This is a genomic window from Bacillus sp. NTK034 (assembly GCF_017303275.1).
Taxonomy (GTDB): domain Bacteria; phylum Bacillota; class Bacilli; order Bacillales; family Cytobacillaceae; genus Cytobacillus.
Window position 1 is genome coordinate 473,761 of record NZ_JAFKOJ010000001.1, and the last position, 25,422, is coordinate 499,182.

The 25,422-nt window shown below is 39.0% G+C and carries 26 protein-coding genes; 20 read left to right on the forward strand and 6 right to left on the reverse strand.

Features of this window, described 5'->3' with window-relative positions; genetic code table 11:
* Positions 1–25: 25 nt before the first annotated feature.
* The 3 genes from JI665_RS02480 to JI665_RS02490 all read left to right on the forward strand — a co-directional run bounded on the left by JI665_RS02480 (position 26) and on the right by JI665_RS02490 (position 3,998).
* Positions 26–1,609, forward strand: coding sequence for a bifunctional metallophosphatase/5'-nucleotidase (locus tag JI665_RS02480; RefSeq protein ID WP_206835837.1), 1,584 nt, complete (start codon positions 26–28; stop codon positions 1,607–1,609).
* 102 nt (positions 1,610–1,711) lie between these two features.
* Positions 1,712–2,167, forward strand: a complete 456-nt coding sequence (locus JI665_RS02485; RefSeq protein WP_206835839.1) for a MarR family winged helix-turn-helix transcriptional regulator — start codon at positions 1,712–1,714, stop codon at positions 2,165–2,167.
* 136 nt (positions 2,168–2,303) lie between these two features.
* Positions 2,304–3,998 (forward strand): M3 family oligoendopeptidase, encoded by a 1,695-nt coding sequence (locus tag JI665_RS02490; RefSeq protein ID WP_206835843.1) that lies wholly within the window; start codon positions 2,304–2,306, stop codon positions 3,996–3,998.
* A 49-nt stretch (positions 3,999–4,047) separates the two neighbouring features.
* Here the strand turns inward: JI665_RS02490 and JI665_RS02495 are convergent, their stop codons facing one another.
* Positions 4,048–6,198: an ATP-dependent Clp protease ATP-binding subunit gene (locus JI665_RS02495; protein WP_206835846.1), complete on the reverse strand. Its 2,151-nt coding sequence runs from the start codon at positions 6,196–6,198 to the stop codon at positions 4,048–4,050.
* 197 nt (positions 6,199–6,395) lie between these two features.
* On the opposite strand from JI665_RS02495, the gene JI665_RS02500 reads away from it, so the two are divergent.
* Positions 6,396–7,454: a GerAB/ArcD/ProY family transporter gene (locus tag JI665_RS02500; RefSeq protein WP_206835849.1), complete on the forward strand. Its 1,059-nt coding sequence runs from the start codon at positions 6,396–6,398 to the stop codon at positions 7,452–7,454.
* A gap of 51 nt (positions 7,455–7,505) precedes the next feature.
* Here the strand turns inward: JI665_RS02500 and JI665_RS02505 are convergent, their stop codons facing one another.
* Positions 7,506–8,180: a hypothetical protein gene (locus JI665_RS02505; RefSeq protein ID WP_206835853.1), complete on the reverse strand. Its 675-nt coding sequence runs from the start codon at positions 8,178–8,180 to the stop codon at positions 7,506–7,508.
* Positions 8,181–8,380: 200 nt separating this feature from the next.
* On the reverse strand, positions 8,381–8,992 hold the full coding sequence (locus JI665_RS02510) for a CPBP family intramembrane glutamic endopeptidase (RefSeq protein WP_206835855.1): 612 nt from the start codon (positions 8,990–8,992) through the stop codon (positions 8,381–8,383).
* A 247-nt stretch (positions 8,993–9,239) separates the two neighbouring features.
* On the opposite strand from JI665_RS02510, the gene JI665_RS28465 reads away from it, so the two are divergent.
* A complete protein-coding gene (locus tag JI665_RS28465; protein ID WP_019381647.1) occupies positions 9,240–9,350 on the forward strand; it encodes a DUF6254 family protein in 111 nt (36 codons plus the stop codon).
* A gap of 182 nt (positions 9,351–9,532) precedes the next feature.
* Here the strand turns inward: JI665_RS28465 and JI665_RS02515 are convergent, their stop codons facing one another.
* Entirely contained in the window at positions 9,533–9,721 is a 189-nt protein-coding gene (locus JI665_RS02515; protein ID WP_009331029.1) for a YkvS family protein, read from the reverse strand.
* A gap of 274 nt (positions 9,722–9,995) precedes the next feature.
* On the opposite strand from JI665_RS02515, the gene JI665_RS02520 reads away from it, so the two are divergent.
* From JI665_RS02520 to JI665_RS02575, 12 genes are all read left to right on the forward strand, one after another.
* Positions 9,996–10,190: a hypothetical protein gene (locus tag JI665_RS02520; protein WP_206835858.1), complete on the forward strand. Its 195-nt coding sequence runs from the start codon at positions 9,996–9,998 to the stop codon at positions 10,188–10,190.
* Between the two features lie 150 nt (positions 10,191–10,340).
* Entirely contained in the window at positions 10,341–11,087 is a 747-nt protein-coding gene (locus JI665_RS02525) for an SDR family oxidoreductase (protein WP_206835862.1), read from the forward strand.
* Between the two features lie 262 nt (positions 11,088–11,349).
* Entirely contained in the window at positions 11,350–11,721 is a 372-nt protein-coding gene (locus JI665_RS02530; protein ID WP_206835864.1) for a cbb3-type cytochrome c oxidase subunit I, read from the forward strand.
* Positions 11,722–11,878: 157 nt separating this feature from the next.
* Complete coding sequence (locus tag JI665_RS02535) at positions 11,879–12,817, forward strand: AAA family ATPase (RefSeq protein WP_206835867.1); 939 nt, start codon at positions 11,879–11,881, stop codon at positions 12,815–12,817.
* 1 nt (position 12,818) lies between these two features.
* Positions 12,819–14,015, forward strand: a complete 1,197-nt coding sequence (locus tag JI665_RS02540) for a DUF58 domain-containing protein (RefSeq protein ID WP_206835876.1) — start codon at positions 12,819–12,821, stop codon at positions 14,013–14,015.
* A complete protein-coding gene (locus JI665_RS02545) occupies positions 14,012–15,250 on the forward strand; it encodes a hypothetical protein (RefSeq protein WP_206835878.1) in 1,239 nt (412 codons plus the stop codon). The genes JI665_RS02540 and JI665_RS02545 overlap by 4 nt, the downstream gene beginning before the upstream one ends.
* A 218-nt stretch (positions 15,251–15,468) precedes the next feature.
* The gene (locus JI665_RS02550) at positions 15,469–15,759 is read left to right on the forward strand and encodes a hypothetical protein (protein WP_206835883.1); all 291 of its coding nucleotides are present in this window, start codon (positions 15,469–15,471) and stop codon (positions 15,757–15,759) included.
* Positions 15,760–16,204: 445 nt separating this feature from the next.
* Entirely contained in the window at positions 16,205–16,471 is a 267-nt protein-coding gene (locus tag JI665_RS02555) for a phosphocarrier protein HPr (RefSeq protein WP_009331020.1), read from the forward strand.
* Positions 16,471–18,186, forward strand: coding sequence for a phosphoenolpyruvate--protein phosphotransferase (gene ptsP / locus JI665_RS02560; protein WP_206835886.1), 1,716 nt, complete (start codon positions 16,471–16,473; stop codon positions 18,184–18,186). Before JI665_RS02555 ends, ptsP begins: the two co-directional genes overlap by 1 nt.
* Positions 18,187–18,688: 502 nt before the next feature.
* Positions 18,689–19,150: a hypothetical protein gene (locus JI665_RS02565; RefSeq protein WP_206835889.1), complete on the forward strand. Its 462-nt coding sequence runs from the start codon at positions 18,689–18,691 to the stop codon at positions 19,148–19,150.
* A 194-nt stretch (positions 19,151–19,344) separates the two neighbouring features.
* Entirely contained in the window at positions 19,345–20,223 is an 879-nt protein-coding gene (locus JI665_RS02570) for an NAD(P)-dependent oxidoreductase (RefSeq protein WP_206835893.1), read from the forward strand.
* Positions 20,224–20,297: 74 nt separating this feature from the next.
* Positions 20,298–20,477, forward strand: coding sequence for a hypothetical protein (locus tag JI665_RS02575; protein ID WP_206835896.1), 180 nt, complete (start codon positions 20,298–20,300; stop codon positions 20,475–20,477).
* Positions 20,478–20,604: 127 nt separating this feature from the next.
* Here JI665_RS02575 and JI665_RS02580 read toward each other — a convergent pair whose 3' ends face one another.
* Positions 20,605–21,759 (reverse strand): aminotransferase A, encoded by a 1,155-nt coding sequence (locus JI665_RS02580; RefSeq protein ID WP_206835898.1) that lies wholly within the window; start codon positions 21,757–21,759, stop codon positions 20,605–20,607.
* 109 nt (positions 21,760–21,868) lie between these two features.
* Positions 21,869–22,072 (reverse strand): hypothetical protein, encoded by a 204-nt coding sequence (locus tag JI665_RS02585; RefSeq protein WP_206835901.1) that lies wholly within the window; start codon positions 22,070–22,072, stop codon positions 21,869–21,871.
* A gap of 281 nt (positions 22,073–22,353) precedes the next feature.
* Here JI665_RS02585 and JI665_RS02590 point away from each other — a divergent pair, with 281 nt between their 5' ends.
* The 3 genes from JI665_RS02590 (at position 22,354) to JI665_RS02600 (ending at position 25,190) form a co-directional block, all read left to right on the forward strand.
* Positions 22,354–22,884 carry an RDD family protein gene (locus JI665_RS02590; RefSeq protein WP_206835905.1) on the forward strand — a complete coding sequence of 177 codons (531 nt, stop codon included), beginning with the start codon at positions 22,354–22,356 and terminating at the stop codon, positions 22,882–22,884.
* Between the two features lie 114 nt (positions 22,885–22,998).
* Positions 22,999–23,463, forward strand: coding sequence for a DinB family protein (locus JI665_RS02595; RefSeq protein ID WP_206835908.1), 465 nt, complete (start codon positions 22,999–23,001; stop codon positions 23,461–23,463).
* A gap of 407 nt (positions 23,464–23,870) precedes the next feature.
* Positions 23,871–25,190 (forward strand): MFS transporter, encoded by a 1,320-nt coding sequence (locus JI665_RS02600; protein WP_206835911.1) that lies wholly within the window; start codon positions 23,871–23,873, stop codon positions 25,188–25,190.
* Positions 25,191–25,422: the final 232 nt, after the last annotated feature.

Sequence of the window (25,422 nt, forward strand, 5' to 3'; positions counted from 1 at the left end):
TTTATATGTAAGGAGGGGTTATTTGATGAAATCAGAGGTTTTTCTCACGATTTTAGCTACAAGTGATGTCCATGGACATGTTTATCCATATTATTATGGAACTGGTGAGCACGCTGATCATGGGCTGGGTAAGCTTGCAGCAATAATTAAGAAAGAAAAGGAACAATCTGAGATCTCCATTCTTATTGATAACGGCGATCTGATCCAGGGAACTCCTCTAACTTATTATTATTCCAGATACTTAAAAAACCAAAAAAATCCCATGATTCAAATATTAAATGAACTTGAATATGATGCAGCTGTAATCGGAAATCATGAATTCAACTATGGAAAGAACATACTTGCAAGAGCTGTCAGCGAGTCCAATTTCCCATGGCTGTCAGCCAATATTTTATTCAATTCAACAAAGGAAACGTATTTCGGGCTACCTTATAAAATAAAATCTTTTCCAAATGGTTTGAAAGCAGCGGTAGTAGGTGTCACAACCCAGTATATCCCCAATTGGGAGAAAAGGCAGCATATTGAACATCTTGTTTTTGAATCTGCGGTGATCAGCTTAAAGAGGTGGGTTTCATATATTCAGGAGGAAGAGAAACCAGATTTGATTATTGTCTCTTATCATGGCGGCTTTGAAAGGGATATCAGAACAGGTGAAGAGACAGAAGAACAAACTGGAGAAAATGAAGCATATCGGATTTGTACAGAAGTTCCTGGAATTGATGTTCTGATTACCGGGCATCAGCACCGTTATATTGAAGGAGAACAAGTAAATGGTGTGGCTGTTGTGCAGCCGGGATTTAATGGTCAAGCGCTTGCAAAGGTTACCGTTAAATTCAGAAAGAAACACAATGATTGGCTGATTGATGAAAAACACTCTGCCTTAATTTATCCGGACGGAATGCCGCCTGATAATGAGGTGCTGCAGCTTGCCGGGTATTATGAATCTAAAACCCAGAAATGGCTGGATAAGGTGATCGGTGAAATTGATGGGGATATGCTGATTGATAATATATTTGAGGCGCGAACAGGGGAGCATCCGCTGATTGAATTCATTAATAAAGTGCAGATGGAAGCGTCAGGTGCTGATATTTCCTGTACGGCCTTATTTCATGAGGGGGCACCGGGATTCAAGTCTAAAGTAACGATGAGAGAAATTGTTTCTAACTATATTTATCCAAATTCATTATGTGTTCTCAAAGTTACAGGAAAAGACATTAAAGGCGCTTTGGAGCGGTCAGCAGCTTATTTTGAATTGAACAGTGACGGAAAAATTATGGTGAATCCTGATTTTTCGTATCCAAAGCCACAGCATTATAATTACGATATGTGGGAAGGTATTGAGTATAAAATAGATATTTCACGACATAAGGGCAGCAGGATCACAAAGCTTCTCTATAAAGGGCATCCTATCAGGGAAGATGGCGAGTATCATGTAGTAATGAACAATTACCGTGCTGCTGGCGGTGGAGGCTACAATATGTTCAAGGATAAGCCAGTGGTGAAAGAAATTTTAACCGATATGACCGAATTGATTGCCGACTACTTCTTTGAAAAGAAAAAGGTAATTCCAACTCTTAATCACAATTGGGAGGTTGTAGCGGGCAAATGATCCGAATGTGTTAAATTGACAGCTTTCTTCCTGTTTTCTATAATGATTGAGAATTGAATTTAGGTAAACGCTACTAATTAAATGGTAAAGGGATTGGATAAAATGGGGTCTGAACAAATTGACCAATCGTTGAAATTGTTTATTGTCCTGTCCAGGGCATATAGGGCAATAAATGAAAATGTAAATAAACTAATACAAACTTATGGATTGAACCCAACTGAATTTGCTGTTCTGGAACTGCTTTACCATAAAGGTGAGCAGCCTTTGCAGCAGATTGGCGGGAAAATACTGTTGGCCAGCGGAAGCATCACATATGTAGTGGACAAGCTAGAGCAGAAAGGCTTGTTAAAAAGGGTCGCATGCCCGAATGACAGAAGAGTTACCTTTGCGCAAATAACAGATAAGGGAAAAGACTTTATCGAAAACATATTCCCTGACCATGAAAAGCATATCCATTCATTAATGTCCGAGCTTACTCCAGAAGAAAAAGGTACGGCCATTGAGTTATTAAAGAAGCTTGGACTGTCTATCTCCAATGATAAAAATGGGGTACAGTAATTAAAACAGCCTTAACCGGCTGTTTTTTATTTTGTGCTTTATAGATAGGTTCAGGGGAGGAAATTAACCAAATATTGTCGAAATAGTTTAGTGGTTTGTTTAAAATCGATTTACATATACATGAGGGGGAAATAATGTGAGATTTGAAGACTATGCATATGTTCGTCCGAATCTTGAAAAAGTAAAGGGGAACTTCGAAGCAGCGCTTGAGAAATTTGAAAATGCAGCTTCTGCAGAACAGCAAAATCGAGCTATGAAGGAAATTAATGATATTCGAAATGATGTCGGCACGATGTTCAACCTTTGCTATATCCGTCATTCAGTTGATACAAATGATGAATTTTATAAAGCAGAGCAGGATTATATGGATGAAATTCAGCCTGAAGTAGAAGGGTTTGTTACAAGGTATTATCAGGCTTTGGTTAATTCTAAGTTCAGGGCAGAGCTTGAAGAAAAATGGGGGAATCAGCTGTTTGCGCTTGCTGAAGCACAATTGAAGGTGTTCTCGCCAGAGATTGTTCCCCTTTTGCAAAAAGAAAATAAGCTTTCTTCAGAGTATACTAAATTAATTGCTTCAGCCAAGATTGATTTTGAAGGTGAAGAACGCACTCTTGCCCAATTGGAGCCATTTACTGAATCTACAGATCGAGAAATGCGCAAGAAAGCAAGCGAAGCACGCTTTGGTTTCCTGGGAGATAATGAGAATGAGCTGGACCGTATATATGATGAGCTTGTCAAGGTTAGAACAGGGATTGCCCATAAACTTGGATATGCGAATTTTGTTGAACTGGCTTATTTCCGCATGTACCGGACAGATTATAACGCGGAGATGGTTGCAAATTTCCGCAAGCAGGTGAAGGATTTCATCGTTCCAATCGCCACAAGGCTAAAGGAAAGGCAAAGAGAGCGGATTGGCGTTGACAGGCTGAAATATTACGATGAAGGATTTGAATTTAAAACAGGAAATGCTGTACCGAAAGGCGATCCGGAATGGATTATTGAAAACGGACAAAAAATGTATGACGAGCTTTCCAGAGAAACCAGTGAATTTTTCACTTATATGAGAGAAAATAATCTAATGGACCTGGTAGCCAAAAAGGGAAAAGCAGGGGGCGGCTATTGCACATATATTGAAAACTATAAATCCCCATTCATTTTCTCTAACTTCAATGGGACTTCAGGAGATATTGATGTTCTTACCCATGAAGCAGGCCATGCATTCCAGGTGTATTCAAGCAGCCATTTTGAGATCCCTGAATATAACTGGCCAACTTATGAAGCTGCTGAAATTCATTCCATGAGTATGGAGTTTTTCACTTGGCCGTGGATGGAGGGCTTCTTTAAAGATGATACCGAGAAATACAAGTTTTCTCATTTGAGCGGAGGACTGCTATTCTTGCCTTACGGAGTATCAGTTGATGAATTCCAGCATTGGGTATATGAAAACCCGGAAGCATCACCTCAGGAAAGAAAACAGGCATGGAGAGAAATTGAGAAGAAATACTTACCGCATAAAGATTATGATGGGAATGAGTATTTAGAGAACGGCGGATTTTGGCAGAGGCAGGGCCATATCTACAATTCACCTTTCTATTATATCGATTACACATTGGCGCAGATTTGTGCATTTCAATTCTGGAAAAGGTCTCGGGAGAATCAGGAAGCGGCATGGAAGGATTATTTAAAATTGTGCCAGCTTGGCGGCAGCAAGCCTTTCACAGGCCTTGTTAAAGATGCTGGATTGATTTCTCCTTTTGAAGAGGGCTGTGTCGAGTCTGTTATCGGAGAAATTGAAAACTGGCTGAATTCCGTGGATGATAAGAGTTTATAAAAAAATAAGGAAGAGCCGGAAATTCTTGATTCCGGCTCTTTCTTATTTTTTAGCGGAGGGGTTTAATGACAATTGAACCGTCAACAAGATCGGCCTGTAATTGGCTATTTCCGCCATGATCAATGATGAAATCAGCAATCTTGTCTTCAAGTTCATCCTGGATGATCCTTCTTAATGGCCGTGCGCCAAAAACGGGATGATATCCATCCGCAGCTAATTTCTCCTTGGCTTCCTTGGTAACAGTCAATTCAATATCCTGTTCAATTAATGTTTCCTGAAGCTCATTAAGCATTAAGTCGACAATTTTCAATAAATGCTCTTTTTCCAAAGCTTTAAATTCAATAATGCTATCAAAGCGGTTCAGGAATTCCGGCTTAAAGAAGCTGCCGAGCGATTCAAGAATGTTTGACTCCATGACGGCGTCAGCTGCACTAAATCCAACATGGATTTCTTTTTGCCCTGCTCCTGCATTGCTTGTCATGATAATGACTGTATCTTTAAAGCTGACAGTGCGGCCATGGCTATCTGTCAGGCGCCCATCTTCCAGTATTTGAAGGAACATGTGCTGTACATCTGGATGTGCTTTTTCTATCTCATCAAGCAGAATGATGCTGTATGGGTTTCTGCGTACCCGCTCAGTAAGCTGTCCGGCTTCTTCATGGCCCACATATCCTGGAGGGGAACCGATAATTTTTGCTACGCTGTGTTTTTCCATATATTCACTCATATCAAGCCTGATCATGCTGTCTTTTGAGCCGAATAGCTCTTGGGAAAGTGTTTTGGTCAGCTCAGTTTTGCCGACGCCTGTTGGCCCGACAAATAGAAAAGAGCCAATTGGGCGGTACTTTGATTTAAGTCCTGCACGGCTTCGGCGAATTGCCTTTGCAACTTTCCGCACGGCTTCCGCCTGTCCAATTACTTTTTCTGCAAGACTTGCCTCAAGGTTCTGCATTTTTTCCTGCTCATCATCTGCTAATTTGCCGACAGGAATCCCGGTTTTCTTTTCAATAATCTCCTGAATATGGCTAACGTCAATAACTGGCCGTTCTGCCTTGTTGTCCCCGTTTAGTGCCTGCTGGAGTTTTAGTTCCTTTTCACGGAGTTTTGCAGCATCTTCATATTTTTCTTCTTTTAAAACAAGTTCTTTCTGCCTGCTGATTTCTTTCAGCTGTTTTTCAATATCTTCTGCTGGTATATATCCTGATTGAAGATTCATTTTAGAACCTGCTTCATCCATTAAATCAATGGCTTTGTCAGGAAGGAACCGGTCCTGAATATATCGGCTTGACAGCTGCACACATGCTTTAATGGCATGTTCAGTAAAAGAAACATCATGGTAATCTTCGTATTTTTGTTTCAGTCCCATCAAGATTTCAATTGCCTCATTTTCAGCGGGCTCTTCTATTTGAACAGGCTGGAATCTGCGTTCCAATGCTGGATCTTTTTCAATTTGGCGGTATTCTTTCAATGTGGTGGCTCCGACCACTTGAAGCTCTCCCCGTGCAAGGGCGGGCTTTAGAATGTTGCCTGCATCCATTGATCCTTCGGCTGACCCTGCTCCAACAAGCAAATGAATTTCATCTATAAAGAGAATAATATTCTTGCGTGTCTGAAGCTCCGAGATCAGCTGCTTCATGCGTTCTTCGAATTGGCCGCGGATGCCTGTGTTTGCAACCAGGGATGCCACATCCAGCAAATAGACTTCTTTATTTTGAAGTTTCTTTGGTGCATTTCCTTCGGCAATCTTAATGGCTAGCCCTTCGGCAATAGCTGTTTTACCTACTCCTGGTTCACCGATTAAGACCGGATTATTTTTGGTTCTTCTATTTAAAATTTCAATCACACGATTTATTTCTAAATCCCGTCCGATGACTGGGTCAATTAAACCTGCTTTGGCAAGCTGTGTAAGATTTCTTCCGAATTGATCGATAAATCCGCCATTGCCATGATTGTGTCCCGGCGCTTCTTTTAGATCATAGTTTTCATTTCCTTGAGAGGCAGCCATCTTCTTGAAGAAATCCTCCAAAGGCATTTGGCCAAAACCTGAAAAACCACTCAAAGCAGGCCCAAAGGAAGTAAGGCTATGTTGCTTTTCAGTTTGATAACAGCTATGGCAAAGGTTTAGATTTCGTTCATTTCCATTCAATTTCAGTCTTAATTGTACATTTGCTTGTTTTGTTTGACATTTTTGACAAAGCATTTTGCATACCTCCATAAAAAGTTTGGTCTGACTTTGACTATATTTGACTTTATACCTGCATTATAATTTGACCTTTTTTGACTTTCAAGTATTTTGTTTTGGTATTTTTTCCCTTAACTGTAGTTTAGCCGTATTGCAAAAAAGCTCGTCTTTGTTTGTACCAGCCTACATATATTGGAAAGGAAGGAGGAGATTAAGTGAAAACGAATTGGGGGGCAGCTTTCCAGATCGCTGCCGTTTATGTGGGAACCGTGGTGGGAGCGGGCTTTGCCACTGGCAGGGAGATTGTGGAGTTTTTTTCCCGATTTGGTTTTATCGGTTTAATTGGGATCTTAATGAGCGGCTATATCTTTATTTTTCTCGGCTCCAAATTAATGAGAATCTCTGCCCGAATAAAGGCTGCATCTTATCAGGAATTAAATGAATATTTATTTGGAAGATTTTTTGGTTCTGCCATTAATATATTGATGCTGTTTATGCTGCTGGGCGTTTGCGCCGTCATGCTGTCAGGTGCAGGAGCAGTGTTTGAAGAACAGATCGGCATCAGCAAGACTGCAGGATTGCTCATAACGATAGGGTTAACGATTATTACAATGATAGTGGGTATCCGCGGATTATTCGCTGTGAATACGTTTGTTGTTCCGATGATGATTGCATTTAGCTTTATTTTGTTGTTCATAAGCATGAAGCTCCCTAATTTTGCAGAACAGGTTCTATTTATCCCATATGCTGAAGATGGATGGAAAGCGGTAGTGGCTCCGTTCTCTTATACGGCTCTGAATTTGACATTGGCCCAAGCAGTATTAGTGCCTGTGGCTTCAGAAATAAATGACGATCGGACAATAAAGTGGGGTGGATACCTTGGAGGAGCCGCATTGACTCTCATCCTGCTTTCCAGCCATTTGACGCTGATGATGCTCCCAAATCTGGAAGCTTATGATATCCCAATGGCTGCTATTGTTAAGACGTTGGCATCATCTTTCTATTGGATATTTGTTTTTGTCATCTATGGTGAAATTTTCACTTCTGTGATTGGGAATGTGTTTGGGATCGAGAGACAGGTAAAAAAGTATATTTCAGTTCCGAGTATTATTATTGTGGGCTTTATTTTTGTAGTATGTTACTTTATCAGTTTGATCAATTATGGAACATTGCTTTCCTATTTATATCCGGTATTCGGATATGTAAGTTTGACATTTATTATTCTTCTGTGGATGAAGCCATTTGATGATGGAAGTAAAGGCAAGAAAGCTTGATTAAAGCTAAATAAAAGAGATCCGTTTTGCACGGATCTCTTTTTTATTTCATTATTTTTGCGGCTCTTCCTTCATAATGGTTTTCGCCATCTGAAGGAAAGCATCTTCATGGTCAGCTTCTTCCTTATTAAATAGGGTAAGCTTCAGAGAAAGATCTTCGTTTTTCACAAGATAGGCTGAAACCAGCTCACCGTTTCCTTCAGCTTTCATTACAGTAGCATCTTTGTAAAAATCATCTGAAGGGGCTTCAGATGTCTGCACATTTTCGCTAACAGCCCCTAATTGTGCTTTTGTATTTTCTTCGATCATATTCCAGTCTGCATCATTCGGAAGAAGTTCAATACGCATGAATACCTGATCATTTTCTGAAAGGTATAAGACATCTTTATTAGGCTCCTCGGCCGTAAGTTCATAGGCGGGCAAAACGTAAATAGAATAATTTTGATTATCACTATGCTTCAGGAAGGCAGTCTCTTCCTTCGCTTCACCCTCAACCATATAAGCCATATTCTGCTCAAGGATTCTGATAACACTGTCTCCTTCACCAACAGAGTCATCTTCTTCTGAATTCTGTTCTTCAGTCTGTTCCTGTCCTTCTGAAGCAGTTTCTTCTTCATTTTGCTCCGGATCTGCTCCATTGCCGGAATCATCCTGAGTCGTGCCGCAGCCTGTCAGGATTGCAGCAAATAATCCCAGCATTAAGATTAATTTCGCCATATTTTTCATTAATGTTTCATCCTCCCGTTGTCACTCCTAGCGCTTTTGCATAATTAGACGTAAATGGAATGAAAGAGTTACATATAAATTCCTATTAATTAGTACATTACCATTTATGTAAAACATCGACAAGACTCAATAAAAACTAAAAAAAATAGACAATCCATGATGGAATTGTCTAATCATTATTGAAATCTGCACGAGTCCATTTAATAAAAGGGGAGCAGGACGAATATCAATAAGTCAAAAACCAGGTGGGATACGATTACAAGCGGAAGGCTTCTTTTCCAAGCGTATAGCCATCCCCAGAAGAGGCCTGCGATTAACGCTGCAAAGGCTAGCATCCAGTATCCTGAATAAAAATGAACAGAAGAATAGAGGAGAGACGATAGTATGATGGATAACTTAACAGTCGTAAATTTCATCAATCTCTTTTGAACGAAACCCCTCCAAAAGACTTCTTCTCCTGGAACAATGATTAAGATCAGCGCAATATAGTGCCAGATAAAGGATGGTGAAAAACGGCCGTATAGTTTTTCAACCTGATTAACAAAGGGAAGATTGAGTATTTCAAATAAACTGTATCCGGCCCAAAAAAGACCGTACAAAAGGAAACCCGAAAGGACTCCATAGGTAATAAATGTTCCAAAAGTGGCCTTGTCTTCCACTTCCTCCATTATGATGGAATAACTGATTAGAAGCAGTAAAGAGGCAGAAAAGATATACCAAAAAATTGATTTATCCTGAAATGTAAAATACATAAGCAGATGAGCGAGTAATATCCCGCCAATAAATCGGACATCTGCGGCAACACTCTTCAATTTTTAATCTCCTTTCAATAAGAAAAGCCGAAGCGCCTTGCCCACGCCCGCCCCCCCCCGAGGGGGCAGGCGACGCTGCTAGACAGTTCTCAAAGCACAAAAAACTTTCTTATCTTTTTAAAAATAACCAAACACTATTTTAACAAAAAACAATCCTAAAAAGTAAGGAAAAGATTTCTTTGGAAACGTTAAGATAAAATAATGCAGATATGCTAATCATAAACCCATGAGAAGGGAGGTATGTATAATGACGAAATCAAAAAGAGAAAAAGAGCGTGCATGGACGGTAAGAAAGCAGGACCAGCACCCGCATGGTAAAGTGAAATCATTAAAAGAACTGTCCGGGGAAAAGGAATAAAATCTGGGCCCCCTAATCTGGGGGCCGCGAATGTGAAGAAATTCAAGGGTGCGCCATTTTAAAATGCAAGCTGAAAAGGGGAGAGGAAGGTGGAGAATGAAACTGATAAAATGCAAGAATAAAAAAAGCAGCAAGAGAGCTGCTTTTTTTGGATCCGAAAGAATGCGCTTTCATTTTTTCTTTTATACTGCTGATTCTCTTACTACCTTATAATTTTTATGATTGACAACTGTTCTTTGATCTAATTCCAAATCACGGTAGTTATCCATGTACGTTAAATCTACAATAACAGAATTCTCATTTACTTTTTCTACAATCCCTTGTAATCCGTCACGAAACTCAATAATATTGCCAACCTCTGCTTTCTTCAAAAAGCATCTCTCCTTTTGTCCATTTCTTTCGCTGGTAATAACAGTTTGCACTATATTATGAAATGCGTAAAGAATTTTGCAATTCACTGCTGTTTAGGTAATTTATTACAGCATTAGGTTGGTAATATTATACCAGATAAAATACTTTTGTACATTAAAATTATTTAATATTCAGAATAAATGATTGATGTACAGATATAATATTAGATACTTCAAAATTGACAGCACTTTAATTATGATAGAAAAAGAATAGAGTAAAAAGGAGTTCTGAGTAATGAATCATGAACAAATTATAGAAGTGCTCGATCAATTAAAAAATGGAATCATCTCAGAGTATCATGTGTCAAAAGAAGACTTTCTTCCTTTTCGCAGCATTATTGTGAAAAGGGAGGATTTTAAGCACTTCCGCGGAATCGCACAAAGAGGCGGCCATGTTATATATCGATATTTAGATTTACCCCGAAGCTAAAATAGAAATGGCGCTGAAATATAAAGCACATAGAAAAGACACTTGAAAATCTCAGGTGTCTTTCCTGTATGTCCTCATGAAAAGTTGAAAAGAAGGCATACCAATCTGGGTTTGAAAGCAATATTACTAATTTGAAGGGGCTGAACAAGTATGGGCAATTTTATAGGAAAAACGGTCATCATTACAGGAGGAGCCAGCGGAATTGGAAAGGGAATTGCCGAGACGTTCTCAGGGGAAGGGGCCAATGTGGTCATCGTTGACATAGATGAAATGAAGGGAAAAAAGTTAGAAGAAAGCTTGAACAAACAAGGCCAGACATGCATGTTTATTAGAGCAGATGTTAAGAATGAAGCAGAAATCAAGGGACTTTTAATAAAAACTTATGAATCATTTGGAGCAATTGATATTCTAATAAATAACGCTGGCATCTCAAAGTTTCATTCATTTTTTGAACTGACTGTGGAATTGTGGGATGAAGTAATCAATACGAATCTTCGCAGTGTCTTTCTGTGCAGCAGGGAAGCTGCCAAGTTGATGAAACAAGGATCCTGTATTATCAATCTATCTTCTACGAGAGCAGTAATGTCTGAAAGCAATACAGAGGCATACTCGGCTTCAAAAGGCGGAATTATGGCAATCACCCATGCTTTAGCCAGTACGCTTGCTGAAAAGGGAATCAGGGTTAATTGCATAAGTCCCGGCTGGATTGAAACAGGGGATTATGAAAGTCTCAGGGAGATTGATCATAATCAGCATTTTTCCAACAGAGTTGGAAAACCAGCGGACATTGCAAGAACCTGCTTATTTTTAGCTGATCCAGAAAATGACTTCATAACAGGAGAAAATATAACAGTAGATGGAGGCATGACAAGGAAAATGATTTATGAAAAATATTAACTGTCTACTTTCTTAACAATACGATATTTAGCACCAAAACAGCACCAATGAAAATAAGGCAAAGCAGGATATTAATCATTATATCGCCTCCTGTCGTTAAAGACATTGTAAAACAGCCTCGTTAAATGGCATTGAGTTCTTTGTAAATTTACTGTGAAAAAATGATAAACAAGTTAGAAACAGGAACAAGCCCCTTGTTCTAAATGGTTCAAAAGGCTCATATCCTTTTAAAGCTTTAGTATAATTAGAGGGAGGGGCTCTAGTGGGAATTACTATGATTAAGATTTCGTCCGTTTACTTTGCAGTGGGAATTTTACTTGGGTATTATATGTCAAGTACTCATTCATACCTGTTAACACCTGTCCATGTCCATATAAATTTACTTGGATGGACATCCCTGACTCTTGCAGGAATCCTCTATTACTTGTTTCCTTCTCTTGCTGAAGGGAAGGCAGGGAAGTGGCATTTTTGGCTTCATAATATTGGGCTTCCAATCATGATGCTGTCACTGTCCCTGGTCCTGGTAACAGAGAATAATGCCTTTCTTCCAGGTACTGCTATTGGAGCTACTATTACTGCTGCGGGTATATTAATTTTCGTATGGAACATACTGAAAAATTTAAAAGCTGAATAGCTATGTAAATAGCGTATGGATTTAGTAATCCATGCGTTTTTCTTTTACTGGCAGCTGAATTATTAGATAATTGTAAAGATAGATATTATTTAGTAAAATTATACCAGTCAATCTAAATAGGATAGAGATCAGCATGGAAGTGAACAGGAGGGCAATAATGGGATATTTGGACAAGCTTAAAACTGAGATTGGGAAAGTAATTTCCGGGAAAGACTGCGAAATTGAATTGATGGCTATTTCATTATTATTCAATGGCCATATCTTGTTGGAAAGTGTTCCTGGAACTGGAAAAACAATGCTTGCCAAAGCATTTTCACGCACCATTAATGGGAATTTCTCGCGCATTCAATTTACACCGGATGTTTTGCCGAGTGATGTCACAGGGATCCGTTTCTTCAATCCGAAAAATCAGGAATTTGAATTCCATCCTGGGCCAATAATCGCGAATATTGTACTTGCTGATGAAATTAATCGTGCAGCACCAAGAACACAGTCAAGTCTTCTCGAAGTAATGGAGGAGCGTCAGGTCACCATTGACGGACACACAATTAGACTTGACTCACCTTTTATGGTTATAGCTACACAGAACCCGGCTGAATCTCAGCAGGGGACATTTCCGCTTCCAGTTGCTCAGCTTGACCGGTTTTTTATGAAACTTAAAATGGATTATCCGAGCAGGGAAGAGGAAAAGGCAATGCTTCAAATGTATCGAAGCGGTGCAGACCCTGCGGAAATCAATGCAATTTTAATCTCAGACCAAATCATTAAACTAAAAAAGGCTGCCGGAAAAGTTATTTTAAATGAGCCTGTCGAAGCTTACTTGCTGGATATTGTAAGGAAGACACGGGAACATGCGGATATTGAACTGGGGGTCAGTCCCAGAGGAATGCTTGCCTTAATGAGAGCTTCTCAAGGCAAAGCTCTAATGGAGGGAAGAGCCTATGTGATACCTAATGATATTAAAAATATGGTCCCGTATGTGCTTGGCCACAGAATTTTCCTTTCCACTGAAGCTTCCATGACGAAAAGCCCAGAGTCAGTTCTGAAAGATGTGCTGGAATCTGTGCCAGTTCCAGTAGAGTCAGGTGCTCTCTAAAATGGAGTGGAAAAAGTATCATGCTGAAGACGGATATTTGTCCCTTTCAAGTGTATTGGCCGTATTCTTATTAATAGCAAGCTTTTATTTGAAATCATGGGAAGTTTTTCTGGCATCCATTCTATTTCTGCTAATAATATTTGCCAATACATATTACATGAAGCTCCTCGGTGAAAAGCTGAGCCTGCGGAACCCGAAGGTTAGATATAAACTATTTGCCGGACAGGAAGCGAAATGGATTTTGGAATTTGAAAATAAAGGGCTTCCTATTTTAAAGGGTGAACTTAGGGTTTTATTTGGCGATAGTATTAGCCCGATGGATCAAAATCTGGAGCCCAGGCTGGGGAATTTTGAGCTTTCAATCCCTTTCTCATTGAATCATAATGAACGGAAAAAAATAACAATCCCCTTTTCTGCTATGAAAAGGGGAGTTTCAAAAATAAGAAAACTGGAATTATATATTCCTAATTTTATAGGGTTTGGCGAAACCATTCTTGAATACCGGGCACAATTGCTGCAGGATGCATTGGTTTATCCGAGTCGTCTGCCAGTTAAAAATACACTGCCACTCTTAACAGACCGCCCGGGCACTTTTCTTTCTGCCTATTCACTTTTTGACGAAAATTTATCGCCAGCAGGAACAAGGCAGTACGTTTCACCAGATAGTTTTAATCGGATCAATTGGAAGGCAAGTGCGAGGAAACAGTGTTTACAGACAAAGGTCTTTGATAAAGCTGCAGAAACAGGCTGGAATATTTCGCTAAATGTTTCAGCTGGACATTCGATATCTGCACAGCTGGAAGAATGCATCAGCAGTGCAGCGGAAATAGCCTTTATCTGTGTGAAAGAAAATATTCCTTTTTCCATATGTATAAATATTCGGACTGCCGGCAGCACCCCCTTTTATTATTTGCCTGCAGCATCTGGAAAAGATCATCTGCAAAAGGTGCTTGAAATGCTGGCTCTTGTAGATAATCATTCTTCTGTTTACCCTTATGAAAAAATGCTTTCATTTTATGAAAGACATTTGACTCATCAGCCTTTTTTCGTTCACACAGGAGAATTGAAGCAGGCTGCTGTCAGCTCAATAAATAATATCAGCCGAAAAGGATCTTTCCTATTTGAACTGCATCTGCTTAATGAGGAAGCCGACTTGAGGCCGCTTCAAGTGAAAGCGAAGGAAGTGGCAGTACGATGAAAAAACTGTTTGAAGTGAGTTTTCTGCTTGGCATTGAAATCATTTTTGGAGCACTAATGTTATTCCCTTTTTATATGGCAAAAGAAGGGGCTGTTCCTCTCACTGAATATTTTGTATTTGTTTTTCCTGCAGGAATGGCATTTGTAGTTCTGCTCATCAGATTTAGAGAAAAAGGGAAGGTTCTTTTTTTTCTTGTTGAGCTTCCTTTATTATTTGTAATCGGAAATATTCTCTCTTTTTCCTGGTTTTTTATTGTGCTGATAAGCTTTTTTGTTTTTTGGAGAACTTATGTTCATTTCAATGAACATAATTACCGGCCAGAGGGCTGGTGGATTCTGCTTACGGTTTTCTCCGGTACTTTCCTGGTTATCTTTTCAGCCATGAAGGACGGTGCCTATACCGGAGAAATTGTGGGACTAATGATATTGGAACTGTTTTTTATCATCTCGGGAGGTTTTATTAAACGTATAATTGAATCGGATGCAAATGCAGGAGAAAAGAAAAGGTTTTTAATTCACTTCTTGTCACTGACTGCTGCAATTCTTGCAGTTGGCATAATAGTTTCCTTCGGTATGGGAACTCTCAAGTTCTTTTTCTTTGGTATCCTAAAATTAATTGCCTCAGCAGCTGCCTTGATTGCTTCACCGCTGTTTAATTGGGCAGAGGGACAGGACTGGGAAATTCATGTGAAGTTTTTTTCTGAGAATGAAAACCGTGATAATGATGAACGCTTCAAGGTACCTGCTGATTTGGGAGAAGGCGGGCAATTTTTTGATCCTGCGGTCTTAACATCTATCTTCTTTATAGGGGTAATCACTTCCCTGTTCATTTATATTTATAAAAAAAATATAAAGGTAAAAAGCGTAAGAAATGGAGCTGTATTTGCCTCTTATAGTCAGCAGATTGAAGATAAAGGAACATTGCTGTCAAGGAGGTTTCAGCATATTGCCCCTGAAAATCAGATCCGGAAAGAGATTTTTCAGCTGGAAAGATATGCAGTAAACTTAGACCTGGGAAGAAAAGAATCCGAAAGCTTGCCAGAATGGCTTCAAAGGATAGGGCTCAAAGACCCCGGACAGATTGTAGATGCATATGAAACAGTCCGATACAGCAATAACGTGTCCACTCAAAGCGTTGAGAAATATAAATATGCAGTGGATCAAATGAAAAAAGAAATGAAAAGGATTCATAAAGACAATTTGGAAAAGAAACAGGCTAAGAAAAACGCTAAATAAACAATGTGTAAAGTCTTTTCTCATATGGAAAAGGGCTTTTCTTTTAAAATCAGAAAATACTTCTATCCTTCACTGAAGTAAAGTAATCATGCTGTTGCAGGTTTCAATCTTTTCATGCAAAATAAAAAATACCTGATTACTTAACGGTAAGCTGACATCATTTCACTCTTACGGCCCGCATATAATTGAACAATCAATCAAAAAGGCGGGATAATATCATGAAACTTGAAAACGAAAAAGCATACAGAGTGAAAGGCTTATCTCAAGACATTTTGGAGCATCTGATGGAAGACAATACATCTTATAATAGCGAAGACTTAAAACATGTTATAGAAATGCTGGCGCGTACTGTGTCGGATCTTGTCACAGTGTATACGGACCGGGAAGGCGATCATGAAACGGTCCTGAAGGGGACCATATCAAAAATGCGAATCAGTTATAATGTCCTTCAATACAAAGAAATTTCAAAACTGGTTAGAAAACAAGATAAGTATCATCCACAGCCATAAATCAAAAGAAAAATTGCATCTGAAAAATTAAGTAGAAATCATTGGCAAATGAAAGCGTTTTACTGAAAAAAGTGTGAACAAACGTGAAAAATTAAGGGTTTTTCATTGTCTAAATGAATGTGAAATGCTATTCTTTTGTCTGAGATGTAAGTTGTCCGATGACTTAATTGCAGCCAGGTAATATTTCCTGATTCTATGGAAGTTTTCAAAGTGCAGAGACGAAGTGATCTTATTAATTTTTCTCAGCCTTTTTGAACAACTATATACATGAATAATAGGGTGTTGGAGAAAATATAAAAGCATATAGGAAGAAATATCCCGGCATTATACTGTTTCATCCTGCTGCTGATTTTGCCGAATAAATTCCAGTTCCCGTCTTTAAGTTCGTGAGGCAACGCCTTGCACATCTTAATACAATCATTAATAAGAAGGAGATTGATCCCATATGGTTCAAAAACAATTTAAAGTAATTGCAGAAACAGGAATTCACGCTCGTCCAGCTACAATGCTTGTACAAGCTGCCAGCAAATTTGACTCAGAAATTCACCTTGAGTACAAGGAAAAGAAAGTAAACCTAAAATCAATCATGGGTGTTATGTCTTTAGGTGTTGGACAAGGTGCAGATATTACAATTATTGCTGAAGGAAGCGATGAACAGGATGCACTTAACAGCCTTGAAGAAACACTGAAAAAAGAAGGTTTGGCTGAATAATGAGCTTTTTAAATGGAATTGCGGCGTCAAGCGGTATTGCAATAGCGAAAGCTTACCGTTTGGTTGAGCCGGATCTCTCTTTTGATAGAAAGACTGTAGAAAATGCTGAACAGGAAGTGGAGCGCTTTCAGTCAGCATTAGCTGAATCTAAAGGTGAATTGGAAGTCATCCGCGATAATGCCCATAAAGAGCTTGGGGCTGATAAAGCTGCTATTTTCGATGCTCATCTTCTTGTATTAAGTGATCCGGAATTAATTTCGCCAATTGAAGATAAAATTAAAACAGATAAAGTAAATGCTGAATCTGCATTAAAAGAGACAGCAGATATGTTCATTACAATGTTCGAACAAATGGACAATGAATACATGAAAGAGCGTGCGGCGGATATTCGTGACGTAACGAAACGCGTACTTTCTCATTTGCTTGGGGTGCAAATTGCAAATCCCAGCATGATTGCAGAAGAAGTAATCATTATTGCTGAAGACTTGACCCCCTCAGATACTGCTCAGCTAAACCGTCAGTTTGTAAAAGGGTTTACAACTGACATCGGAGGCAGAACATCTCATTCTGCCATTATGGCCCGTTCCATGGAAATTCCAGCAGTAGTGGGAACAAAGGAATCTACAAAGCAAATTAAAAATGGCGACCTGGTTATCGTGGATGGATTAAAAGGTCTGGTACATATTAATCCGACTCCAGAGGCTGTAGCCGAATATAAAGAAGAACACCGCAAATTCGAGGATCAAAAAGCCGAGTGGGCTAAACTTGTCAACGAAAAATCAGTTACTGCTGATGGCCATCATGTTGAATTGGCTGCCAATATCGGCACTCCAAAGGATCTGAAGGGTGTAGTTGAAAATGGCGGAGAAGGCATTGGCCTATATCGCACGGAATTTCTATATATGGGAAGAGACCAGCTTCCAACAGAAGAGGAACAGTTTGAATCCTACAAGGCTGTCCTTGAAGGAATGAGCGGAAAACCGGTTGTTGTCCGCACGCTTGATATTGGCGGGGATAAAGAGCTTCCTTATCTGAATCTTCCAAAGGAAATGAACCCATTCCTTGGCTTCCGGGCGATTCGCCTATGTCTGGAAGAACAGGAAATGTTCAGGACACAATTAAGGGCTTTGTTAAGAGCAAGCACTTATGGAAACCTGAAAATCATGTTCCCTATGATTGCAACTCTTGATGAATTCCGTCAGGGCAAAGCAATCCTTGAAGAAGAAAAACAAAAGCTTGTGAGCGAAGGCTCAAAGGTTGCCGACAATATTGAAATTGGAATTATGGTTGAAATACCATCAACGGCTGTTATGGCTGATCAATTTGCTAAAGAAGTTGATTTCTTCAGCGTAGGCACAAACGATTTAATTCAGTACACAATGGCTGCAGACCGAATGAATGAGCGTGTTTCTTATCTTTACCAGCCTTATAATCCTGCAATTTTGCGTTTAGTTAAAATGGTTATTGATGCAGCACACAAGGAAGGAAAGTGGGCAGGCATGTGCGGTGAAATGGCTGGGGATGAAACGGCAATTCCATTGCTGCTGGGATTAGGACTTGACGAGTTCTCCATGAGCGCTACGTCAATTCTTAAAGCTCGTTCTCAAATCAGTCACCTAAACAAGAAAGACATGGAAGCACTGGCTGAAAAAGCGCTTCATATGAATACAGCAGAAGAAGTAGTCCAAGCTGTAAAAGAAGCAGCCAAACTGTAATCAAATTGAAACATTTAATAAGTTTTAAATATAATTTCCCGGGTAAATAAGAATTAAGCACTTAGGTTAGACTTAAGTAAGCTGATCATTCTCATTTTCCCCCCTTTTTAAGCCGGCCTATGATGGCCGGTTTATTTTTTATCCTTCTTCAGGCGATATTGCCATTCAGCCTTAAGGATGACAGAAATCACATCTTATGATTGTTATCCGGAATCTGAAACTCTCCTATAATGAAGCTACAGAATAAAAAGGAGAGATGGAAAATGGTTTCCATGATAATCAGCTTTCTCTTTCATGATCGATATAAATGCATTAAAGAAAAGCAGAAAAACGACTTATATGAAAAACAGAGTCCATTTTTAAGCCGTGTCCTCCACTAAAGAAGGAAGCCTGGAAAGGGCTTCTTTTATATTTTGTACGCTTATTTTCGAGGGTAACATTGCAATTGGGGTTTATTGTAAGGCGAGAAAGGAAAAGGTAATGAAAAAGGAGGAATTCTTCAATGAATAAAAAGATCATTAGCCTAATACTTACCGCCATATTGACCCTGTCCCTGTCAGGCTGCATGCAGGGTGCCACGGACTCCATCGTCAATAGGCATGCTGAAGCATTGCTGACTAAAAACAATGAGCTGCAGTTCCGGTTTAAAATTAATGATAAAATCCTTTCAGAAGAAGAACTATACAAAGTAAAGGTTTCCATACATAATGAAAAACTGGCCGCTGCGCTGGGTACGGATGAGTTTGTTTATGGGGAGGACACAATAATCGATGGGGAATATATAGAAGTCAATAATGAAAAGGGAAATTACATTTTTATGAATCCCATTCCTCTTACGCAGGACCTGCATGTTTTCGAAATAGAAGAAATGATCGTGAATGAAGATGCAGTATCTGTAGAAATCTTAAATGAGGATGAAGTGATTGCCAGAGCATTCTTAAATAATTTTTCATCACAGCTTTAAAAAGAATCAATGTAATGACCGGTGGTTTTGTTTTTATCTAACTTGGGTAAAAGTAATTACGCGCATAAAATTGGGGATGGACCAGGTATTTGCCTGGTCTTTTGTCTTTATTGGGACATCTAATATTTTTAATCTAAGAAAAGTAATGGTAAAATTATTATAAAAAATTCAGATATTTCAAGGGAGTGGGTACGTTGATTTCACCTGAAAATACAGTTATCGGTTTTGTGGGAACAGGGGTTATGGGCAGGAGCATGGCGGGACATCTGTTGAAAGCAGGTTATCCATTAGTTGTTTATACAAGAACCAAAGAAAAAGCTTCTGGACTAATAGAGAATGGGGCAGAGTGGGCTGAGACGCCGATGGATGTTGCAAAGAAAGCAAATGTCATTATTACGATTGTTGGGTTTCCGGCAGATGTAGAGGAAGTGTATCTTGGAGAAAATGGCATTATCACAAATGGCAGAGAAAATACATATGTAATTGACATGACCACATCGACACCTACATTGGCCAAAAGGATATATGAAGAAGCAGTCAAAAAAGGCATCCATGCAATAGATGCCCCTGTTTCAGGAGGAGATATCGGTGCCAGGGATGCAAAGCTTTCAATAATGGCCGGAGGAGACAGGGACGCATTTCTGTCTGTAGAGCCAATTTTCAATCTTCTCGGAACAAATATCGTCTATCAAGGAAAAGCAGGAGCCGGACAACATACGAAAATGTGTAATCAAATCGCGATTGCATCAAATATGATAGGGGTGTGTGAAGCGGTAGTGTATGCAGAAAAAGCAGGTTTGGACCCAAGGACGGTGCTTCAAAGCATCTCATCTGGTGCAGCAGGCAGCTGGTCACTATCCAATCTTGCACCGAGAATCATTGATGGAAACTTTGAACCAGGCTTTTATATCAAACATTTCATTAAGGACATGAATATCGCCTTGGATGAAGCAGAGGCAATGGGCATGATGACTCCAGGGCTTGCTCTTGCAAAAAAAATGTATGCCGAGCTTTCTGAATTAGGGGAAGAAAACAGCGGTACACACGCTTTATATAAATATTGGAAAAAGTAATTAGCACCTGTAAATGTATAAAGCCTCTTTCTTCACTTCAAACTAATAATGAAAGTGAAAAGGGGGTTAGACAGGTGGCTAAAAGAAATAAGAAAAATGATCCTCAGCAGAAGAACAAAAAAGGTTTCGATTCCGCTGTTATTGATTCTGAATTCTCCCACGAATTTGGAAGTGCTGACACGAATAAAATTCATAAAGATAAAGCCAAAAAGGAAAAAGCATCAAAAAACAACGGGCAATATCAGGGGCAGTAATAGTGAAAAAGGCAGGCAGAGGTCTTGCCTTTTTGCTTTTTTCGGATTTGAATAAGAAGCATTGAATATGAATAAAAGCGCCATTCCTCCAAAAAGGAAACTGGCGCTTTCGACAGAGTGAATCTTGTTACATTTTAATACCTTCAAGATACTTTTCGATCCGGTCAAGCCCTTCTTGTAATGTGTCCATGGAATAAGCAAAGGATATTCGGAAATAACCTTCTCCATATGAGGAGAAAGCACTGCCAGGAACTACTGCGACTCCTGCATTTTCAACAAGAGAAAGGGCAAATTCAAAGGAGTTCATTGAAACATCTGGTATTTTTATAAAAAAATAAAATGCGCCATCAGGTTTGACTACATCCAGGTTCATCTGTACTAAACGTTCATATACATAATCACGGCGTTTGGCATATTCATGCCTCATTGGCAGGGCGTCATTAATTCCTGTTGTAAGCGCATCAAGAGCTGCCATTTGGGAGACAGAAGCTGAGCATGTCACATTATACTGATGCACCTTCAAGATATGTTTTGCCAGGTTTTCAGGCGCGAATAAAAGACCAATGCGCCAGCCTGTCATTGAATGGGATTTAGAAAGTCCATTAATTACTATAGTTTGCTCCCGTAAAAGGGAAGCGATTGAGTGGTGCGTTTGATCATAGATCAGTTCGCTGTATATTTCATCAGCAAGGATAAAGATATCTTTGCCTTTAACAAGAGCAGCAATTTCCTCAAGTTCTTCCAAACTCAGACTGACACCTGTCGGATTCGATGGATATGGAAGAACAATGCACCTTGTTTTATCACTCATATGTTCTGCAATTAAATCTGCAGTAAATCTAAACTTGTTTCTGGAAATATCAGTATGAACCGGAACGGAACCGCAAAGCTTTATAATTGGCTCATAACCGGGATAAACTGGACCAGGCAGGATTACTTCCGATCCCTCATCCAGAATAGTACGGAATGCAATATCGATAGCTTCACTTGCCCCTGATGTCACAATGACTTCTAATTCAGGGTTATATGTAAGGTTGTATTTTGTTTTTACAAAAGAAGCTGCAGCTTGCCGCAATCGAATATCGCCCGCATTGTGTGTATAAGAGGTAAAGTTCTCATCAATTGCCTGTTTAGCTGATTCTTTAACATGTAATGGCGTCGGGAAGTCAGGCTGTCCAATTGTAAGAGAAATCATGCCTTTGGTGCCGGCAACCATATTGAAAAACTTTCTGATTCCAGAAATTTCAATGTCCTTCACCCTCTGATTGATTAAATGTTCCAATGTATTCACCTCGCATAATTCTAATGTTTATTCTATCACTTTGATGCGGAGGCAAACAGTAAAAAGTAAAACAGGCCCTGTATTCTATTCAGGGCCAGCAAAAATAAAATTAATATCCGTAATCCCAATCGACTTCGTCTTCATGCCATAATACCGGGGATACAGCACCAAAATCGATTACTTTATTTTCTATATGGCATCGGCAATGGTTGTCGCCGCATTGATCTTTCATTTCCTCAAACACAGAATGCTCCACATCTTCCAGGATCGTAACTTTATGTTCATCATGGTAAAGGATTGCTGTACCTTTCATGCCTGATCGCACCTCTTTTTTAATTTAGGTAAAACTGACTTTCAGCTTTACAAACTTATTTTATGACTTTGGAAAAATAGTGTCTACACTGTAATAAGACTGTTCACAAAAAAGTCAAGATGAAAACGTTTTAGTGAGATATTTGCATAAAAATAAATGAGTGTAAAATTTTTCAAATAGTTGAATATAATTCATTTAGAGATTAACATTAGTAGATAGTGGAAACTACAACATTTTTAGTTTGTTAGTTTTCCAGCTAACTATTTAAAGGAGGTTATAAAGTGGAGACAACTTTAGAAAAGCAGCCTTATGAAAGCACAAAAGAATATGGCGGGTTCTGGCTCCGATTTGCGGCCTATTTAATCGATTCTATTATTGTTGGAATTCCGCTTACAATTCTAAGCATTGTTATCTTTATGATTTTCTTTGGCACTTCTGACGCATTTAATACGATGATAAGCGACCCAACTTATATGGAAACAGAAATGACCGATGAAGAAGCTTTTGCATTCATGGGATCTTATTTTGGCGCACTTGGAGTAACCTTTCTTGTCAATCTTATCGTTGCTGTTGCCTATTTTGCAGGCCTGCATGCATCCAAATGGCAGGGAACTGTGGGCAAAAAGCTGCTGGGACTAAAAGTGACTGACTTAAATGGTAACCGTATTTCTTTCTGGAGGGCGCTTGGCAGATATATGGCCATGGCCATCCTGTCTGGAATTTTCCTTATCGGGTATATCATTGCTGCCTTTACAGAGAAAAAACAGGCATTGCATGATTTAATCGCAGGCACTGTCGTATTAAAAAAATAATTCTTAAAAAACCTGAAGGGCAACTCAGTTGCCCTTCAGGTTTTTTTGTGGGACTGCAATAAAAAGGATTTATTAACTGCATACAGAATATATTTTTAGGAAGGGAGGATGAAAATGAAGAAGCAAGATATTATTACTCATTATGAAGCTTTTTCTGCATGGCTTGAGTCGCTAAGAGATCTTGACCAGGAAAGTTGGCTAAAGCCTGTCTCGGCTGGAAAATGGCCGGTTGCGGCAGTAGTTGCCCATCTGTTATTTTGGGATAGATATTCTCTTGATGAGCGTTTCCCATTTTTTAAAGAGGGTGCAGTACTGGTGAGCTATCCTGATTTTCAAAGTGTGAATGATGCTGCAGGAGAATACGCAAAAAAGCAGGCACAACTAGAGATTATTGAAGAACTTTTATCAGTTCGGAGACAATTTCTTCAGATGCTGGAAGGCATGTCAGAAGAAAAACTGGATACTGCATTTAAAATTGGCAGCACTAGCTTAACTATGCGCGATTATTTTGCCGATTTTATTGAACATGACATTCACCATAAAAAGCAAATAATGCAGGTATCCGGCATCAGTGTTTAACACCGGCTGACAGTTTCACTTTTAAGAACTGTAATTTAGAATGATATAACGTCATGCAGTAAAACAGGCAGAGACTCCTGATCCGATGATGCACCCAATAAAACAAAGTGCCAAAGAAAGAATTCAACATCAATTCGGCTATTCGGGAAGATTCTGCCTGTTCATTAAATTCCCCCCTGTTTTGGCCTTCACCAATAACATAAGTAGATTAATAGCTTTGAATATTCTTTTTGTTCCTTCCTTTTCACTTTTCCTCACCTTAAATTAATTTCTGGCATTAATTGTTATTTGAATATTAATTATTTTTTCAATAAACTGGATTTAATAAAATTTGGTAAAATAAAAGGGTTTTACAGATAGGTCTTGAATAAGGAATAAGGTGTTTTTTACCTGAAGGAGCTGATGGCATGGAAATAGAAAAAACGGAGCTGCAGAAACAGGGGAAATTCAATTCCTGGCGGCTGTATATGACACTGCCCATTGTATCATGGGCACTTTACGATTTTGCGAATACTATTTTTTCCTCAAATATCAATACCATCTTCTTTCCTTTTTACCTGCAGGAAGTAATTGGAGAGAATGAAGTTTTAAATCAGATAGCGAGTACCTTTATTTCTTATTCTAATGCGCTGGCAAGTTTTTTTCTTGTCCTGTTCTCTCCATTGTTTGGAGTTATGATAGACAGGACAGGAAGAAAAAAGAAGTATATTGTAATCTTTACGCTTATTACTGTAATGGCGACCATTTTAATGGGGGTTTTTGCTTCAAGTCAGATTAGCGGGAAAATATTTGGGCTTCCTGTTTATCTTGCGCTCGTTATTATATGTTTTATTATTGCAAAGTTTTTTTTTCATTCCAGTCTGGTTTTTTACGATGCAATGATTTCCGATCTGGGAACAAAGCAGGATATACCTCTGATTTCAGGTTTTGGAGTGGCAGTTGGCTATATCGGAACCCTGGTAGGCCTGACAGTTTATTTATTTGTAGGAGATGACGGTTTTCACGAATCTTTTATACCCACTGCTATTTTATTTCTGGTGTTTTCTTTGCCGCTGTTTTTCTTTGTAAAAGATAAGCCTAACAAGGCAAAAGAAAAACAAAAATTTTTATCAGGCTATAAGGAAATTTGGCAGACTTTTAAAGATATGAAACATTACAAGGCGATTTTCACATTCATGATTGCCTATTTTTTCTTAAATGATGCAATTGCTACAACGATTGCCATGATGGCCATTTACGCAAAAACGATTGTCGGCTTTTCAACTGGCCAATTTATTTTGTTATATCTTGCTTCAACGGTGTCCAGTATAATTGGTTCTTTTGTATTTGGCTATATTACCAAGGCGAAAGGGCCCAACAAAGCGGTTAAGTACGTTGGGATCCTTCTTCTTGTTGCTCTGGCAATTGCTGTTGGCGCTGTCAATGAAACTATGTTCTGGATTGCGGGCAGCATGTTTGGCGTCGCTCTGGGGTCCATGTGGGTTACCACAAGAACTTATATTGTGGAATTGACTCCAGAAGATAAAAGAGGGCAGTTTTTTGGTTTGTTTGCATTTTCAGGGAAAGTATCTTCCATAATTGGACCCGTTATTTATGGAAGCATAACTTTGATCTTTGCCAGCTATGGAAACCTGGCAAGCAGACTTGCTTTAGGTTCATTGATGATTTTAACGATAATTGGTCTGTTTATTCATTCAAAAATTAAGGACGACAGCATTCCTGAATAGGTTTCCATCTGTATTGCATTTAAAAAGCAAGCCGCCAAAGGCTTGCTTTTTGCTGTTTTTGCAAAGCAGTTGACTTCCTGTTGGTGAAATAAGGACTTTTTTCATAATAAGCTGAAATTTTCATAAGAAATTTTATCCATTCATGGTATATTAATAGAGAAAAAGATTCACGATTTAAATAAGCTGCTGTCTTGCTGCTCTTAAAGCAAGCGTCATACAAACTGGAGCCGCG

Coding starts and splice junctions, on each gene's coding strand:
- JI665_RS02480 (WP_206835837.1), top strand. CDS start 26: ATGAAATCAGAGGTTTTTCTCACGATTTTAGCTACAAGTGATGTCCAT.
- JI665_RS02485 (WP_206835839.1), top strand. CDS start 1,712: ATGGGGTCTGAACAAATTGACCAATCGTTGAAATTGTTTATTGTCCTG.
- JI665_RS02495 (WP_206835846.1), bottom strand. CDS start 6,198: ATGCTTTGTCAAAAATGTCAAACAAAACAAGCAAATGTACAATTAAGA.
- JI665_RS02505 (WP_206835853.1), bottom strand. CDS start 8,180: ATGAAAAATATGGCGAAATTAATCTTAATGCTGGGATTATTTGCTGCA.
- JI665_RS28465 (WP_019381647.1), top strand. CDS start 9,240: ATGACGAAATCAAAAAGAGAAAAAGAGCGTGCATGGACGGTAAGAAAG.
- JI665_RS02520 (WP_206835858.1), top strand. CDS start 9,996: ATGAATCATGAACAAATTATAGAAGTGCTCGATCAATTAAAAAATGGA.
- JI665_RS02525 (WP_206835862.1), top strand. CDS start 10,341: ATGGGCAATTTTATAGGAAAAACGGTCATCATTACAGGAGGAGCCAGC.
- JI665_RS02535 (WP_206835867.1), top strand. CDS start 11,879: ATGGGATATTTGGACAAGCTTAAAACTGAGATTGGGAAAGTAATTTCC.
- JI665_RS02540 (WP_206835876.1), top strand. CDS start 12,819: ATGGAGTGGAAAAAGTATCATGCTGAAGACGGATATTTGTCCCTTTCA.
- JI665_RS02545 (WP_206835878.1), top strand. CDS start 14,012: ATGAAAAAACTGTTTGAAGTGAGTTTTCTGCTTGGCATTGAAATCATT.
- JI665_RS02550 (WP_206835883.1), top strand. CDS start 15,469: ATGAAACTTGAAAACGAAAAAGCATACAGAGTGAAAGGCTTATCTCAA.
- JI665_RS02555 (WP_009331020.1), top strand. CDS start 16,205: ATGGTTCAAAAACAATTTAAAGTAATTGCAGAAACAGGAATTCACGCT.
- ptsP (WP_206835886.1), top strand. CDS start 16,471: ATGAGCTTTTTAAATGGAATTGCGGCGTCAAGCGGTATTGCAATAGCG.
- JI665_RS02565 (WP_206835889.1), top strand. CDS start 18,689: ATGAATAAAAAGATCATTAGCCTAATACTTACCGCCATATTGACCCTG.
- JI665_RS02585 (WP_206835901.1), bottom strand. CDS start 22,072: ATGAAAGGTACAGCAATCCTTTACCATGATGAACATAAAGTTACGATC.
- JI665_RS02595 (WP_206835908.1), top strand. CDS start 22,999: ATGAAGAAGCAAGATATTATTACTCATTATGAAGCTTTTTCTGCATGG.
- JI665_RS02600 (WP_206835911.1), top strand. CDS start 23,871: ATGGAAATAGAAAAAACGGAGCTGCAGAAACAGGGGAAATTCAATTCC.